The organism is Halobacillus sp. Marseille-P3879 (genome assembly GCF_900240285.1).
Lineage (GTDB): Bacteria > Bacillota > Bacilli > Bacillales > Halobacillaceae > Halobacillus_A.
Map to the genome: position 1 here is coordinate 875,489 of NZ_OESS01000001.1, position 14,946 is coordinate 890,434.

Annotated in this window: 15 protein-coding genes; 14 read left to right on the forward strand and 1 reads right to left on the reverse strand. The window is 40.9% G+C overall.

Annotated features, from left to right (window positions below; translation table 11 throughout):
• Positions 1 to 5: 5 nt before the first annotated feature.
• From C1A12_RS04375 to C1A12_RS04405, 7 genes are all read left to right on the forward strand, one after another.
• Positions 6 to 803 (forward strand): enoyl-CoA hydratase/isomerase family protein, encoded by a 798-nt coding sequence (locus C1A12_RS04375; protein ID WP_235001532.1) that lies wholly within the window; start codon positions 6 to 8, stop codon positions 801 to 803.
• Positions 804 to 840: 37 nt separating this feature from the next.
• Entirely contained in the window at positions 841 to 2,193 is a 1,353-nt protein-coding gene (locus tag C1A12_RS04380; protein ID WP_101842615.1) for an MmgE/PrpD family protein, read from the forward strand.
• 27 nt (positions 2,194 to 2,220) lie between these two features.
• Positions 2,221 to 2,772, forward strand: a complete 552-nt coding sequence (locus tag C1A12_RS04385; RefSeq protein WP_101842616.1) for a Fe-S-containing hydro-lyase — start codon at positions 2,221 to 2,223, stop codon at positions 2,770 to 2,772.
• 59 nt (positions 2,773 to 2,831) lie between these two features.
• On the forward strand, positions 2,832 to 3,719 hold the full coding sequence (locus C1A12_RS04390) for an NAD(P)-dependent oxidoreductase (RefSeq protein WP_101842617.1): 888 nt from the start codon (positions 2,832 to 2,834) through the stop codon (positions 3,717 to 3,719).
• Positions 3,720 to 3,738: 19 nt separating this feature from the next.
• The gene (locus C1A12_RS04395; protein WP_235001533.1) at positions 3,739 to 4,419 is read left to right on the forward strand and encodes a GntR family transcriptional regulator; all 681 of its coding nucleotides are present in this window, start codon (positions 3,739 to 3,741) and stop codon (positions 4,417 to 4,419) included.
• Positions 4,420 to 4,438: 19 nt separating this feature from the next.
• Positions 4,439 to 5,503: a tartrate dehydrogenase gene (locus C1A12_RS04400; RefSeq protein ID WP_101842619.1), complete on the forward strand. Its 1,065-nt coding sequence runs from the start codon at positions 4,439 to 4,441 to the stop codon at positions 5,501 to 5,503.
• Between the two features lie 132 nt (positions 5,504 to 5,635).
• A complete protein-coding gene (locus C1A12_RS04405; RefSeq protein ID WP_101842620.1) occupies positions 5,636 to 6,829 on the forward strand; it encodes an acyl-CoA dehydrogenase family protein in 1,194 nt (397 codons plus the stop codon).
• Between the two features lie 5 nt (positions 6,830 to 6,834).
• Here the strand turns inward: C1A12_RS04405 and C1A12_RS04410 are convergent, their stop codons facing one another.
• Positions 6,835 to 7,719 (reverse strand): LysR family transcriptional regulator, encoded by an 885-nt coding sequence (locus C1A12_RS04410; protein WP_101842621.1) that lies wholly within the window; start codon positions 7,717 to 7,719, stop codon positions 6,835 to 6,837.
• A 67-nt stretch (positions 7,720 to 7,786) separates the two neighbouring features.
• On the opposite strand from C1A12_RS04410, the gene C1A12_RS04415 reads away from it, so the two are divergent.
• The 7 genes from C1A12_RS04415 to C1A12_RS04445 all read left to right on the forward strand — a co-directional run bounded on the left by C1A12_RS04415 (position 7,787) and on the right by C1A12_RS04445 (position 14,896).
• On the forward strand, positions 7,787 to 8,638 hold the full coding sequence (locus C1A12_RS04415; protein ID WP_101842622.1) for a CoA ester lyase: 852 nt from the start codon (positions 7,787 to 7,789) through the stop codon (positions 8,636 to 8,638).
• 168 nt (positions 8,639 to 8,806) lie between these two features.
• Positions 8,807 to 9,652: a fumarate hydratase gene (locus tag C1A12_RS04420; RefSeq protein ID WP_200816546.1), complete on the forward strand. Its 846-nt coding sequence runs from the start codon at positions 8,807 to 8,809 to the stop codon at positions 9,650 to 9,652.
• A gap of 25 nt (positions 9,653 to 9,677) precedes the next feature.
• Complete coding sequence (locus C1A12_RS04425) at positions 9,678 to 10,832, forward strand: CaiB/BaiF CoA-transferase family protein (RefSeq protein WP_101842624.1); 1,155 nt, start codon at positions 9,678 to 9,680, stop codon at positions 10,830 to 10,832.
• 287 nt (positions 10,833 to 11,119) lie between these two features.
• Positions 11,120 to 11,863, forward strand: coding sequence for an IclR family transcriptional regulator (locus tag C1A12_RS04430; RefSeq protein WP_101842625.1), 744 nt, complete (start codon positions 11,120 to 11,122; stop codon positions 11,861 to 11,863).
• A gap of 16 nt (positions 11,864 to 11,879) precedes the next feature.
• Positions 11,880 to 12,620: a type I 3-dehydroquinate dehydratase gene (aroD, locus tag C1A12_RS04435; RefSeq protein WP_101842626.1), complete on the forward strand. Its 741-nt coding sequence runs from the start codon at positions 11,880 to 11,882 to the stop codon at positions 12,618 to 12,620.
• Between the two features lie 105 nt (positions 12,621 to 12,725).
• Positions 12,726 to 13,934 carry a CaiB/BaiF CoA-transferase family protein gene (locus C1A12_RS04440; RefSeq protein WP_101842627.1) on the forward strand — a complete coding sequence of 403 codons (1,209 nt, stop codon included), beginning with the start codon at positions 12,726 to 12,728 and terminating at the stop codon, positions 13,932 to 13,934.
• Complete coding sequence (locus C1A12_RS04445; RefSeq protein WP_101842628.1) at positions 13,934 to 14,896, forward strand: hydroxymethylglutaryl-CoA lyase; 963 nt, start codon at positions 13,934 to 13,936, stop codon at positions 14,894 to 14,896. Before C1A12_RS04440 ends, C1A12_RS04445 begins: the two co-directional genes overlap by 1 nt.
• Positions 14,897 to 14,946: the final 50 nt, after the last annotated feature.

A 14,946-nucleotide genomic window follows, 5' to 3' on the forward strand; every position in this document is an offset into this window, starting at 1 on the left:
TTATCATGATGAAATCCTATGAAACAATCAATGTGATAGAAGAACATAAGAGTGACAGTATCGTTGTAATTGAACTGAATCGTCCGGGAGCCATGAATTCCTTAAATACTAAAATGAGTGAAGAGCTTATTGATTGCTTAAAATCTTTAAAAAACAGGAATGATACCTGCGTTCTGATCTTGACTGGTTCGGGTGAAAAAAGTTTTTGTGCAGGAGCTGATTTAAAAGAACGGAAAGGAATGACCAACCAACAGTGGAAGGAGCAGCATGATTGTTTTGAGGAGGCCTATAACCAATTAAGGAATTTTCCGTTTCCGACCATAGCAATGGTGAATGGGTTCGCATTAGGCGGGGGAATGGAAATGGTGCTTAGCTGTGACCTTCGCTATGTTTCTGAAAATGCAAAGATGGGATTGCCGGAAGTGACCCTGGGGATCATTCCTGGAGTGGGAGGTACTCAGTTGCTGCCAAGAACGATATCTGTAAACAAAGCTAAGGAGTTTTTATTTAGAGGGAATCACATATCTTCTCAGCAGGCATTAGAGACAGGGATTGCCAATGGCGTATTTAAAAGTGAAGAACTATACACCCACACCTTAGAAGTTGCTAACGAAATTGCCCGTAATGCTCCATTATCTCTGAAAGCGCTTAAAAAATCTGTTAACTTGGGGACAGAAACAGATTTAACAACGGCATTATCGATAGAACTTGATCAATATTATACATGCGCAAATTCTAAAGACAGACAGGAAGGCATTAAGGCGTTTAACGAAAAACGCGATCCAATCTGGCAAGGAGAATAGTTTTATAAGGATCAATCACTTATCGAGGAGGATGGTTATGGACTTAAGTAAGGAGATGGCCAAATACTGCGTCAACTTGAGTTATGAAGATATTCCAGAAGAGGTTCGTCAATATACAAAGCTTTGTATATTGGATTATTTTAGTTCAGCTATTGCAGGTTCCGATAAAGAACCGATTCGAATCATCAATGAAATGATGCAGGAAATGGGGGGACAGGATCACTCTACGCTTTTTACGGGTGGTCAATCCAGTGTAATAAATGCAGCACTGATAAATGGAGCTTCCAGTCATATCGTAGAGTTGGATGATATCCATAAAGCTTCTATTATACATGCTGCTACCGTTGTTATACCAGCCGCTTTAGCCGTAAGTGAGTGGAGAGAGATGTCTGGGAAAGACCTCATTACTTCGGTCGTTATTGGATATGAAGTTTGTTACAGGATAGGGGAAGCGGTGTCTCCATCTCACTATTACTATTGGCATAACACGGCGACATGCGGAACATTTGGGGCTGCTATAGCGACTGCGAAACTAATTGGCTTAAATGAGAAGCAAATAGTTGCTGCTTTAGGGAATGCAGGAACCCAGGCTGCTGGCTTATGGGAATTTATTGAAGACGGAGCTATGACGAAGCAGCTGCATCCAGGTAAAGCTGCTATGAATGGAACGATGGCTTCTCTGCTTGCGCATAAAGGTTTTACTGGCGCGCAAAAGATTCTTGAGGGAAATAGAGGGTTTTTTAAATCAATGAGCACGGATCCTAAGGCACATAAAATAACCGAGAACCTGGGGGACGAATTCAAGATCTTGGAGAACTCATTCAAAGTTCATGCTTCCTGCCGCCATACCCATCATGCGATTGATATTCTTATGAAGATGTCTGATTCAAATCCTATTCCTATTGAAAAAATTGAAGCTGTAGATGTGCGTACGTATCAAACAGCAATTGATATTACAGATAATCCGTCCCCGGACACCATTTACGCATCTAAATTCAGCCTGCAGTACTGCACCGCTTTAGCTCTATCAAAAAAACAGGCCGGGATTCATGATTTTAATGAAACAAGTTTGTGGGATGAGGAAATACGTGAGCTTATGAAAACCGTAACACTTCACTCTGATCCATTAATTACGGGTGAGTATCCAGAAAAATGGGGAGCTGAGGTAACAATCACCTTCACAGATGGTCGTTCTATTCAAAGCGGAACAGATTTTCCGAAGGGAGATCCTGAAAACCCGGTCTCCACGGAAGAATTAATAGAGAAGTTTCATTCTTTGTCTTATCAATTACCTTTAGAAACTAGAGAACATCTAACTGACAAAATTATGAATGTAGAACAAGAAGAGAACGTAGCAGACGTGATGCAAATATTGAAGCAGCCCGTTTAAAAATATTTTAATGAGGGGGGAAGGCTATTGGCTATTCACGTTCAACTGCCCATTGAAGAAAAGGAGCTCGCTTCACTAAAGGCTGGCGATCGAGTGCTATTATCGGGAGTTGTTTTTACAGCTCGTGACGCAGCTCATAAACGAATGGTAGAAGAAGAAAAGAAGGGAGTCCCATTACCAGTCGATTTGAACAATCAAGTCATTTATTATGTTGGACCTACTCCTACGAAACCTGGAGAAGTGATCGGTTCAGCAGGACCTACAACAAGTGGTCGAATGGATGCCTTTACACCACTGTTACTGGAAAAGGGCTTAAAAGGAATGATTGGAAAAGGTTACCGCAGTGAAGAAGTTAAAGAATCAATAAAAAAGAACAAAGCCATATACTTCGGAGCAGTTGGAGGGGCTGCTGCATTAATCGCACGTTCTATTAAATCCTCCGAGGTCATAGCGTATGAAGATTTAGGAACAGAAGCTATTCGAAAGCTGGAAATCGAGGAGTTTCCGGCAGTTGTCATTAATGACGCTTACGGGGGCGATTTATATGCTGATGGGGTGGCTCAATATAAGAAGGATTAAGTCATAAGCTTTCATTTCTGACACAGGAATGGAAAATACATTCAGAGAGGAAATAAACTATGAGAGTCGGTATCATTGGGTTAGGAAACATGGGAGGGAGAATCGCTAAAAGGTTATTAACAGAAGGTTTTGAAGTGGGGTTATTTGATGTAAATGAAACAGCTGTAAGCCAACTCGTGGAGATGGGGGGAAAGTCTTTTTCTACTCCCGGCGAATTAGCCGAAGAATTCCAATATATCATTACGATTCTCCCGAATGTTTCTATTGTAAAGGAAACCCTATTAGGGGAAAGTGGCTTACTTAATCGTCTAACGGAAAAAAGTCTTCTCATCGAAATGACTTCTTCTGAACCTTCTGTAACAAAAGAGTTGAATGATATAATGACAGCTAATCACCTGAGGATGATAGATGCGCCGGTGAGTGGAGGGATTCAAAAAGCAGAAAACGGTTCTCTGGCAATCATGGTAGGTGGCAAGGCAGAAGACGTTCAGGAGGTCTATCCCTTATTACAAAGTATAGGAGAAAATATTACCCACGTTGGAGAAGTAGGCAGCGGTCATACGATGAAGGCATTAAATAATTTAATATCCGCTACTACACTTGCAGCAACGGGGGAAGCCTTAGCTCTTGGGGTTAAATTAGGGCTGGATCCTAACCGGATGTTGGATGTTGTTAATTCGAGTACCGGAAGAAGCTTTTCAAGTGAATACAAATTACCGAAACAAGTTTTAACACGTGAGTTTGAAGTAGGATTCACCTTAGATTTGATGGTGAAAGATTTGAAAATTGCATTAGGTATGGCTGAAGAACAGAAGGTACCGATGATGATAACAGGGGCCAGTTATCAGCTCTGGAAACAAGCGTGGTCTAAAGGCAGAGGGCCCAGGGACCACACTGAAATTATTCAGCATATAGAAGAAATGATCGATATTGAAATCAAAGGATAGTTTTAAGGAGATGAAAGCCTTGGCAGATTACAAAATAGAGAATTTCGACCGGACGACTTTACAGTTTAAAGTGACGACCAAATTGAGAGAATTGATTTTAAAAGGTGAATTTAAAATGGGGGAACGCCTCATGCAGGAAGAGTGGGCTGAAAAGCTTGGGGTGAGCAGGATGCCGGTTCGAGATGCTTTAAGACAATTAGAGTTGGAAGGTCTCGTAAGAATAGAACCGAGGAAAGGAGCCATTGTCACCCCTATTTCTGAGGAAGATATTAAGGAGATCTATCAACTTCGTGCGCTCTTAGAAGGGGAAGCGATCGTTAAGTCCTTACCTTATTTAGAAAAACATGACTTGGAAAAACTGGATTCCCTGTACAATCAAATGATTGAATTAAATGCAGATAGCAAGGACGTTAAAGAGTACTTAAGCCTGAATGCGGAGTTTCATAAAGTTTTGCGAAGCGGCTGTCCCTGGAGGAGAACGCAAGGGTTCATTGACACGTTGTGGAAAGGGATACCATCTTATACGCCAAGTGTACTGCCTAATCACCTGGAGGAAGCTCACAAGGAGCACCGTTTGATGGTCGAATATGCTATTGCGAGAGATGCGGACAAGCTTAAAGAAGTGACCGTAAATCATATCCTAAGAACAAGGGACGAATTGATTAAAATGGTTACGAATAATGAGGAAGTAAATAACTAGTCAGTTAGGAGAGGATGAGATGAAGAAGTACGAGATATCCGTCATACCTGGAGATGGAATTGGAAAGGAAGTAGTACCTGAAGCGATTCGTGTGTTAAATAAGCTTAGTGAAATCCATGGAGGTTTTCAGCTGTCCTACAAGGAGTTTCCTTGGGGATCCGACTATTATATGCAGCATGGAAGAATGATACCGGAGGATGGGATGGCACAGCTTGAACAAAGTGATGCCATATTTTTAGGAGCGGTAGGAGACCCGGCTCTTGTACCAGATCATATCTCTTTAAATGGATTACTGCTTAAAATTCGCAGGGAATTCGAACAAGTCGTAAACATTAGACCTGCTAAACAATTGGAAGGGGTAGCATCTCCACTCTCTCATCCGAAGGATTTTGATTTTATAGTTGTTAGAGAAAACAGCGAAGGAGAATACAGCAGTTCGGGAGGAAGAGTACATTCAGGCGAGGATGAGGTAGTCGTACAAAATGCAGTCTTTACTAAAAAAGCAGTTTCGCGTGTGATGAAGTATGCTTATCAGTTAGCTGAAACGCGAGACTCCAGGCTGACAAGTGCGACAAAATCAAATGGAATTGTCCATTCTATGCCATTTTGGGATGAGGTATTAAAAGAACTATCTAGTGATTATCCTTCAGTAGAAGTTGAAAACTTCCATATTGACGCACTTTCTGCCTTCATGGTTACGAAGCCGCATAGTTTTGACGTGATTGTAGGCAGTAATTTATTTGGTGACATATTAACAGACTTAGGGTCGGCTATTATGGGAAGCATAGGGATCGCGCCTTCTGGCAATCTTAATCTCAACCACAAGCATCCTTCTATGTTTGAACCCGTGCATGGCTCTGCCCCTGATATAGTTGGCCAGAATCTAGCAAACCCGATTGGTCAAATTTGGACGGCTAAGATGATGCTGGATCACCTTGGAGAAAATGAAGCGGGAGCTGAACTACTAAAAGCTATGGAGTATGTGTTGAAAAATGGTGTGAAAACCCCTGATATAGGCGGCACAAATTCAACGGAAGAAGTTTCAAATGCGATAATCGATCGATTTTCTGCTGTTTTACAATAAGTATCTATGAGATTAATACATGAAATGGATGCAATTTTTGCTTTGTTCGTTCCTATGGTCTCCCTTTATAATTAAAAGTGCAAATATAATTTTTTGAATTTTTAAAAATATAAAAGCTAGGAGAGTGCTAAAATGGAAAAATTAAAAGAACAGGGGTTTCAGTCGCTGACGGAAAAAGAAAGAGATGAGCTTAGACAAGATGTCCGAGAGTTATGCAGTAAGTTTCCAAATACATACTGGCAGAAGTTAGATAAAGAACGGCAGTATCCCTATGAATTTGTAGAAGAATTAACGAAATCCGGCTATCTATCCATCCTGATTCCAAAAGAATATGGAGGCAAAGGATATGGGATGACAGAGGCCACCATTGTGCTGGAAGAAATTAACCGATCTGGAGGCCATGCTGCAGGCTGTCATGCGCAAATGTATACGATGGGAGCGTTACTAAAGCATGGAAGTGAAGAACAGAAAAGAACTTATTTACCTGGCATTGCTGATGGTTCGATTAAATTTCAAGCTTTTTCAGTAACAGAACCTAACGCTGGGTCCAACACGACAGCCATTGAGACATTTGCTGAGAAAACGTCAGATGGATATGTGATCAATGGACACAAAAACTGGACGAGCAGGGTATTACAATCTGATCTTGTCATGCTGCTGGCTCGAACGAAAGAAGTTAACCCTGATAAACGTACCGAAGGACTGAGCCTGTTTTTAATTGATCTCCGGGAGATTAGAGAGAATCAGCCTGAATCCTTTGTAGTGGAACCGGTTCGAACCATGTTTAATTATGCGACCAATAAAGTGTGGTATAACGACATGAAAGTACCTCTCAACAGCTTAATAGGTGAAGAGGGTAAAGGATTCCGTTACGTTTTGGATGGAATGAATGCAGAAAGAATCCTCCTCTCTGCTGAAGCCATTGGGGACGGCTATTTCTTTATTGACAGAGCGACAGATTATGCTAAAGAACGAAAAGTATTTGAAAAACAAATTGGAGAAAATCAAGGCATCCAATTTCCATTGTCACGCGCTTATATGGCTGTTAAAGCGGCTGATACCGTGAGATATGAAGCTGCAAGAAAGTTCGATAATAACGAGAAATGCGGGGAGCAAGCGAACATGGCCAAGTTCTTATCAAGTGAAGCCAGCTGGCAGGCTGCTAACACTTGTCTCGATACCCATGGCGGCAACGGATTTGTCGATGAGTATGATGTAGAACGAAAATTTAGAGAAACGAGAATGTACCAGGTAGCTCCTGTCAGCAACAACATGATTATGGCTTATATTGGCCAGCATGTGTTAGGACTGCCAAGGTCTTATTGAATCCTTTACTTCCTATTAAATGTGAAATCGAAAGTAAAGTTTTTGAATGATTTAGCGGCATTTGAGATATAATCTTTCTTTTTATGAATAAGGTAGATTGTTCTTTCTAAATCAAATGACGGAATCGAAGAAACGTGGATGTTCTGAAGGTTCCTTACAGTTGATTCAGGCACAAAGGCAATCCCCATATTGGCGGAAACTAATCCAATGACACTATTAATTTCCAATCCTTCATAAATCACATTGGGATAGATGTTATATTGAAATAAGGTAGAATCAATAACATTCCGTAACTCCGTATTTTTATTGTAATGGATAAAAGGTTCATCCATGATTTCTTCAAGAGGAACAACTTCAATTTCAGCAAAACGATGGCTCTTAGAAGTGATCAATATAATTTTTTCTTTGAAAATAGGGTAATACATTAAATCAGCTAAAGGTTTATAATGAGTAGCAAATCCTAAATCTATTTCATCGGTAAGCAGGTTTTTGATGATAAGTTCTGCATTGTCTTCGTGCAGGGACAGTGTATGATTCGTATTTTTCTTTTGAAAAGCATTTAATAAGGAAGGGATGTAATTCAGTCCAAGACTATGAACATAAGATATTGTCACATTCCGGTTTGTAGAATTCGTGAGGTTGATGAGTTTTTCTTTCGAAACTTCCACCTTATTAACGATTTCCTTCGCATCCTTTAGAAAAGCTTTTCCTTGATTGTTCAAAAATATTTGTCGGTTCTTTCGATTAAATAAAGAAACCCCTAATTCTTTTTCTAATGACGTGATGGATCGGCTCAAGGCAGACTGCGAAAGTGCCAGTGTTTCAGAAGCTTTCGTCATATGTTCTTGTTCTGCTGTAACGATGAAATAATATAATTGTGAAATATCCATTAGGAAACTCCTTTATTTTGTTATAAAGTGAAGGAAAACAATAAGTAGAAGGAGGTCTCTGACTCCTATGTTTAACCGCCGTTCCTACCTTTTTGTACCTGCATCCAGTGGGAAAATGGTTGAAAAAGCTATACGATCTGAAGCAGATAGTGTAATCATAGACTTAGAGGATGCCGTGGCACTTACCGAGAAAAAGAGAGCTAGAGAAGTTATCAAAAGCTCTGTTGATAATTTAGAGTACAATAAACAAATCTTCGTCCGAATTAATAACCTAAATACCCCTTTCTGGGAAGAGGATGTTGTCTGCGCTATTCGGATAAAAGCTGATGGGATTATGCTCCCTAAAGCAGAGTGCGCGCAGGACATCGAAAGATTATGTGAAAAAATACAGCAAGAAATTGAAAGCGATACCAATCCTGGGTTTAGAATAATCCCTTTAATCGAAACGGCAAAAGGGATTCAGCAGGCATATGAAATTGCCAGTTCAAGTAATTTTATTGATCGATTGGCTTTTGGATCTATTGACTATTCTTTGGATATTGACTGCCAATTATCACCTGAAGGCTTTGAGTTGTTATTTGCACGATCTCAAATTGTAAATGCATCAAGAGCAGCTGGGATACACTCTCCAATTGATGCCGTTTATCCTGATTTGAATGATGACGATGGTTTAATAAAGGAAGCATCATTTGCCCGGCAGCTGGGTTTTAAAGGAAAAATGATTATCCATCCAAAACAAATTGAGAGCGTTCATAAATTATTCTCTCCCTCTAAAGCAGAAATGATTTATTGCCAGGAGGTTGTAGAAAAATTTGAAGAAGCGGAAAAACAAGGTATAGCATCTATAAGATATAAAAATAAGCTGATAGATTACCCCGTTTATTTAAAAGCCAAGCAAGTGCTGGATAAACTAGGATAATATAAAAAGAATAAAAGAAAAACAGTTTTTTGTCTATGAGGCAGGGAACCGCATATTTAATCTAAGTTGAATCCCCTAATAAAGGGAGTTCAACATTTTATTATCATTTCTTGTGTATCCAATATCCGATGCAGTAGAATTCAAACTTATTGAAAGAAGGTGGAAGAAGTGAAAACCATCCCCTATGAAAAAATTGTTGAGGAAGTTGCCGGGATGTGTCAGGAAGCTAACTATGATTTAGGAGAAGATGTGGTTAATGCGTTTAAGACTGCGGTGAAAGAAGAGGAATCGGAAACAGGCAAGGATGTATTAAATCAGTTAATTACGAACGCCAATATAGCGACTAGTGAACGTGTTCCTATGTGCCAGGATACAGGGGTGTCAGTATTCTTTGTCGAGCTCGGGCAAGATTGTCACATCATCGGTGGGAATTTAAATGATGCTATTAATGAAGGGGTGATGAAAGGCTACGAGGAAGGATATCTCCGTCACTCCATTGTAGATCACCCGATCACTAGAAACAAAAGCTCAGAATACAATTCTCCTTCAGTCATTCATATAGATGTGGTTCAAGGAGATACGTTATCCATTCATATGACAGCTAAAGGAGGTGGGGCTGAAAATATGAGCACCTTAAAGATGCTGAAACCTTCAGATGGCTTGGAGGGGGTCAAAGAATATATTATTGATACGGTTAAAGTAGCCGGCCCCAATGCTTGTCCGCCTTTAGTAGTAGGAATTGGTATTGGCGGCAATTTTGAGAAATGTGCACTATTAGCGAAGAAATCTTTATTCCGACCGGTAGGGGAAAGAAGTGATCGTGAAGATATTGCACAGCTAGAAGAAGAATTGATGGAGGAGATCAATCGTTTAGGTATTGGCCCTCAAGGGTTAGGAGGAAGTACGACTGCCCTAGATGTGAAAATCGAAATTGCTCCTTGTCATATTGCTGCCTTACCAGTAGCTGTAAACCTGAATTGTCATGCCAGCCGCCACAAAAAAGCAGTTATCTAGATATTAATTATATAGGAGGACTTACATGTTACCGTTAGAAGGAATTACTGTAGTATCGTTAGAGCAGGCAGTAGCAGCCCCATTCGCCACCAGGCAATTAGCCGATTTAGGGGCACGTGTCATTAAAGTCGAGAGGGACGAAGGAGACTTTGCTAGAGGATATGATCAGACGGTGAAAGGAATGTCGAGCCACTTTGTGTGGTTAAATCGTTCTAAGGAATCCATCACATTAAATTTAAAATCAGAAAATGGAAAAGAAGCTTTAGATAAAATTTTATCGCAAGCCGATGTGTTTCTCCATAACTTAGCCCCCGGTGCCGTCGATCGACTTGGTTTTGCAGCTGAAGATTTAAGAAAGAGATACCCACAGCTCATTATATGTGGTATTTCCGGTTACGGTACAAATGGATCTTACACCCAAAAGAAGGCGTATGACCTCCTGATCCAATGTGAAGCAGGGCTCGTTTCTATCACAGGGACTGAAGAAGAACCTTCGAAAAGCGGAATATCTGTAGCTGATATTGCTGCAGGGATGTATGCTTATACCGGAGTATTGACAGCGATTATTGCAAGATATAAAACGAACCAAGGTACCGTTATGGAAGTATCCATGTTGGAAGCATTATGCGAATGGATGGGGTACCCTATGTATTTCTCCGAATACGGGGGACGAGATCCGAAAAGAACAGGAGCAAGGCATGCAGCCATTTATCCATATGGTCCCTTCCAAGCAAAAGATAAAAAGATGGTTTTTCTAGCGATACAAAATGAAAGAGAATGGAAACAATTCACCGAAAAAATATTGAGACAGCCCCATTTAGCAGATGATGAACGTTTTAATAACAACTCCAAGCGAGTTGAAAATAGTGAAGAGTTAAAGGAAATCATTGATGAAGCACTGGAGAAACTAAATTCAGAGCAAGTGATCGATATTTTAGAAGAAGCCAAAATTGCTAATGCACACTTGAATACTGTCCAGGATGTTATAAACCATCCCCAGTTAAAAGATAGAAAACGTTGGGGAGAAGTAGACTCTCCTGTTGGGAAATTAAAAGCACTAATTCCTCCGGTAACATTTGAAGATTTTGATACAGTTATGAACCCTATCCCTGAAATTGGTGAGCATACTGAGCATATCTTGAAGGAGTTCAATGTTAATAATAAACAGTGGACAACATGATAGTTAGGAACGGTGCTCTACGATAGGATTACCATAAAGCGAACAGGTTTTATATAAAAATGAGTGAGTTGACCTCATGAATGAAAAAAAGGAGATGGCCTGGCTGTCTCCTTTTTTGTACGGTTAATGAGTATATAAAATGAAGACCTCATTTTATATAATTGAAATTTTCTAAAAACTAAAGCTTCAGGGGTTGAATAATGAAACAATTATGTTTAAGATGAAGGTAGTTCCATTAAATAAAACCAAATTCCGTTAGATGGAACAAAAGAAGGTTGAGTAAAGATATGACGAATGCAAAAAGTGAGCAAGGTCTGCGAACGGTTCAAAGAGCGATTGATATTCTCAATTGTTTTAGCGAAGAACAATCTGAGCTTAGTCTAACCGAGATTGCTTCAGAGATAGGATTAGCTAAATCGACTACGAGTAGACTACTAAGCACATTAGAGCAAAACAGCATCATAGAAAAAGATCAGCAAACGCTGAAATATAAGCTTGGAATGAAAGTTTATTATTTAGGATACTTAGCGGGGAAATCAATAGAAACCAGATTAATTGCGAAACCGATCATGAATGAGGTTAGAGATCATACAAGGGAAACGGTGAACCTTTATAGTATCGATGATATCTATCGGGTTTGTCTGGAACAGGCAGAGGGGCTCAGGTCTGTGCGTCACTCTGTAAAAATCGGGCAAAAGCTTCCATTATGGGCTGGAGCAGGAGGGAAAGCGTTGTTAGCTTTTCAAGAGCAGAAATTTATCAATGAGCTGCTTACAATTGTCGATAAACCTGAGCTTGAAGAAGAATTAAGAACCATCAGGGTGGACAGAGTTTGCTGCAGTATTGATGAGCGGGGAGAGGGTACGTCTGCTGTTGCTGCTCCTATATTCGATATAAATGGAAAGGTAAAGGCGTGTCTCTCCATTTCAGGTCCTGCCATGAGGTTCTCTCAGGATAAGATTGCTGAATATCAGCAGTTGGTCAAAGAGTCGGCCTCAGTGATCTCATCTAAATTAGGCTACAGGAATTGAGAAGGGGGAGAAGACGATGAAGGAAATGGAACCAAATGTCTGTACACCGTTAGTAGGTGAAACCGTAGAAGAAATTATCGATGAAGTACATGCGATAGTTCCTCAGGAGCCTGACATTATAGAATGGCGTGCTGATTATTTTAAAGAGGTCCACAATATCGGACAAGTAGAAACGGTGCTTGAACAGACCGCTGATCTCTTAGCTGATATCCCTCTGTTGTTTACGATTCGCAGTGAGAAAGAGGGAGGGCAGCCGCTTTCTTTACGTGAGGATGAGAAAATAGAGATTCTAAAGGAAGTCAGCCGAAATCCCTATATAGAATTCATTGATTACGAGGTAGCTAATTCTGAGCAGTATATCCAGCAGTTAAGATCAGCAACACAGCAGAACGGGACAAAGTTGATTTTGTCGTACCACAATTTTAATCACACTCCCGAAGATTCTGTTTTATTAAAAGCCCTTCATCAGGCTGAATTTTATAAAGCGGATTATGCTAAGCTCGCTGTAATGCCTCAAAGCAACAGTGATGTTCTACAATTGCTCATGGTCACAGAGAAAGCCAGCAGTTCGATGAATATCCCTTTAATTACTATTTCTATGGGTGGTTTAGGGATCATAACGAGAATGTTCGGCTGGGTTTTTGGCTCGAGTATCACTTTTGCAGTAGGAGAAAAAAGCTCGGCTCCCGGGCAAATCCCTTTAAAGGAATTAAAAGACGTCATCGAGCTTACGAAGAAATATAAAGGCGATTCATAGAGCTGCTTTGTAGGAGACACCGCTGCCAGTCATGCTGGCGGTGGTGCAAAGCTTACATTATTTTTTTATTCAAAATTAGATCGATCTAATCAAAGGAGGATAACCATGACTACACCTAAATTTGGTCCATTAACTGGAGTGAAAATCTTAGATATATCAACAATGATTGCTGCCCCGTTTGGAGCTACCCTCTTAGCTGACTTTGGAGCAGATGTAACAAAAATCGAGTTACCCGGTAAAGGAGACACGTTAAGAACAGTAGGTCCGTGGAAAGGAGAAGAAGGCTTAAGATGGCCAGGGCTGGCACGTAACAAGAAATCGATCACCTTAGATATCCGCACAGAGGAAGGCAAAAAGCTCTTTAAAAAGCTAATTGCACAACACGACGTATTAGTAGAAAATTTCCGCCCTGGAACAATGGAGAAATGGGGACTGAGCTATGAAGAATTAAAAAAGGTGAATCCTGATTTGATCATGTCGAGAGTTTCAGGCTATGGACAGACCGGACCTTACAGAGAAAAAGCAGGTTTTGGAACGCCTGGGACAGCATTCAGCGGACACACCTCCATCCAGGGCTACCCGGACCGTCCCCCTGTCAGTCCGTCGTATTCTTTATTGGATTATATAACCGGAGTCTATGTTGCATTAGCTACAGTAAGCGCTTTATATAATCGTGATGTAAATGAAGAGGGAGAAGGGCAGATCGTAGAGATGGGGCTTTATGAATCGATTTTCCGTATGCTTGAGTTCCTAGTAGCGGAATACGACCAGAACGGAAAAGTACGGGATCGCAGTCCTGGACTCTCAGGACATTCAAGCCCCGCAGGTACGTACGCAACCAAAGACGGCAAGTTTGTCGTTCTCGTCACAAGTACCGATTCAACTTTCAACCGATTGGCTGAGGCGATGGATCGAATGGATATGTTAGAGGATGAGCGGTATTATACCAATTCTGAACGGTTGAAGCATGATGATGAAGTCCAGGAGATTGTATCCAACTGGATTAGAAAGCATACCCAGAAAGAATTATCCGAGCTGCTCGACTCTTACGGGGTGCCGGTAAGCCCGATTTACACTATTGAAGATATCTTCGAGGACCCTCATTATAAAGCTCGTGAAAATATCGTTGAAGTGGAGCATCCTCGTTTAGGAAAAGTAAAAGTGCCGGGCATAGTGCCTAAATTTTCAAAAACTCCAGGCGCTATTCGCCACCGTGCTCCTGATCTTGGAGAGCACAATGAGGAAATCTATAGTGAAACCTTAGGGCTGTCTAAAGAAGAGGTCACTCAATTACAAGAAAAGGGGATTATCTAATGATGAATGCTCAGAATCTAGTATTGCCTTCGAAAGCGGTTGTGTGTGAAGTAGCACCTCGTGATGGCTTCCAGGCTGAAAGAGAATGGATTCCGACAGAAGCTAAAGTGAACATCATTCGGGAGCTTGCGAAAACAGGGGTTCAATCCATGGAAGTTACGTCTTTTGTCCATCCCCAGGCGATACCCCAGTTAAAGGACGCGGAGAAAGTTGTACACCAGGTCCAGGACTTAGAAGGTCTGAAATTTCGTGCGCTCGTTCCTAATGAAAAAGGGGCTCAAAGAGCAATTGATTCAGGAATTAAGAAATTAAAACTGATGCTTTCAGCTACCGATTCCCATAGTCTGTCTAATGCCAATGCCAAAGTCGTAGATGCTCAAAATAAGCTGGAACCGATTATTGAGACCGCCCATAAACAGGATGTAAAGGTGGGAGGCTCCTTATCTGTCGCTTTCGGCTGTCCTTATGAAGGAAAAGTACACGTTGAACAACTGATTCCGATCATAACAAGGTATGAAACTATGGGAATAACTGAGATATCACTTGCTGATACGACAGGCATGGCTAACCCTAAACAAGTGTACGACACGTTAGGAGTACTCAAGCAGGAATTCCCCGCGATTACTTTTTCGATGCATTTTCATAATACACGGGGGATGGCGCTTGCGAATACTTTTAGCGCCCTGCAGCAAGGAGTGATCCATTTTGATAGTTCCATCGCTGGGCTGGGAGGCTGTCCGTATGCTCCAGGTGCCTCAGGGAATGTAGCTTCAGAAGATCTTGTTCACTACTTACATGAAATGGGGATCGAGACAGGGATTGACCTTCAGTCCTTAATTCACACCGCCGACTATACAAAACAAGTGATCGGGCATGATGGGGGAAGCTATATGTTACAAGCCGGACCTTGTTCACTGCTTTCTAGTAAGCCTGAAAGTCAGGAGAAAGTTTTAAATAAATAACGTGTTACTTTATTTTAATAGAAGGATTCAAAGAATTTTCTGAAAACACA

Excerpts from the sequence above, each read along its gene's own strand:
- C1A12_RS04415 (WP_101842622.1), top strand. The coding sequence starts at position 7,787 with ATGTTTAACCGCCGTTCCTACCTTTTTGTACCTGCATCCAGTGGGAAA.
- C1A12_RS04405 (WP_101842620.1), top strand. The coding sequence starts at position 5,636 with ATGGAAAAATTAAAAGAACAGGGGTTTCAGTCGCTGACGGAAAAAGAA.
- C1A12_RS04430 (WP_101842625.1), top strand. The coding sequence starts at position 11,120 with ATGACGAATGCAAAAAGTGAGCAAGGTCTGCGAACGGTTCAAAGAGCG.
- C1A12_RS04445 (WP_101842628.1), top strand. The coding sequence starts at position 13,934 with ATGATGAATGCTCAGAATCTAGTATTGCCTTCGAAAGCGGTTGTGTGT.
- C1A12_RS04400 (WP_101842619.1), top strand. The coding sequence starts at position 4,439 with ATGAAGAAGTACGAGATATCCGTCATACCTGGAGATGGAATTGGAAAG.
- C1A12_RS04440 (WP_101842627.1), top strand. The coding sequence starts at position 12,726 with ATGACTACACCTAAATTTGGTCCATTAACTGGAGTGAAAATCTTAGAT.
- C1A12_RS04410 (WP_101842621.1), bottom strand. The coding sequence starts at position 7,719 with ATGGATATTTCACAATTATATTATTTCATCGTTACAGCAGAACAAGAA.
- C1A12_RS04425 (WP_101842624.1), top strand. The coding sequence starts at position 9,678 with ATGTTACCGTTAGAAGGAATTACTGTAGTATCGTTAGAGCAGGCAGTA.
- C1A12_RS04375 (WP_235001532.1), top strand. The coding sequence starts at position 6 with ATGATGAAATCCTATGAAACAATCAATGTGATAGAAGAACATAAGAGT.
- C1A12_RS04380 (WP_101842615.1), top strand. The coding sequence starts at position 841 with ATGGACTTAAGTAAGGAGATGGCCAAATACTGCGTCAACTTGAGTTAT.
- C1A12_RS04390 (WP_101842617.1), top strand. The coding sequence starts at position 2,832 with ATGAGAGTCGGTATCATTGGGTTAGGAAACATGGGAGGGAGAATCGCT.
- aroD (WP_101842626.1), top strand. The coding sequence starts at position 11,880 with ATGAAGGAAATGGAACCAAATGTCTGTACACCGTTAGTAGGTGAAACC.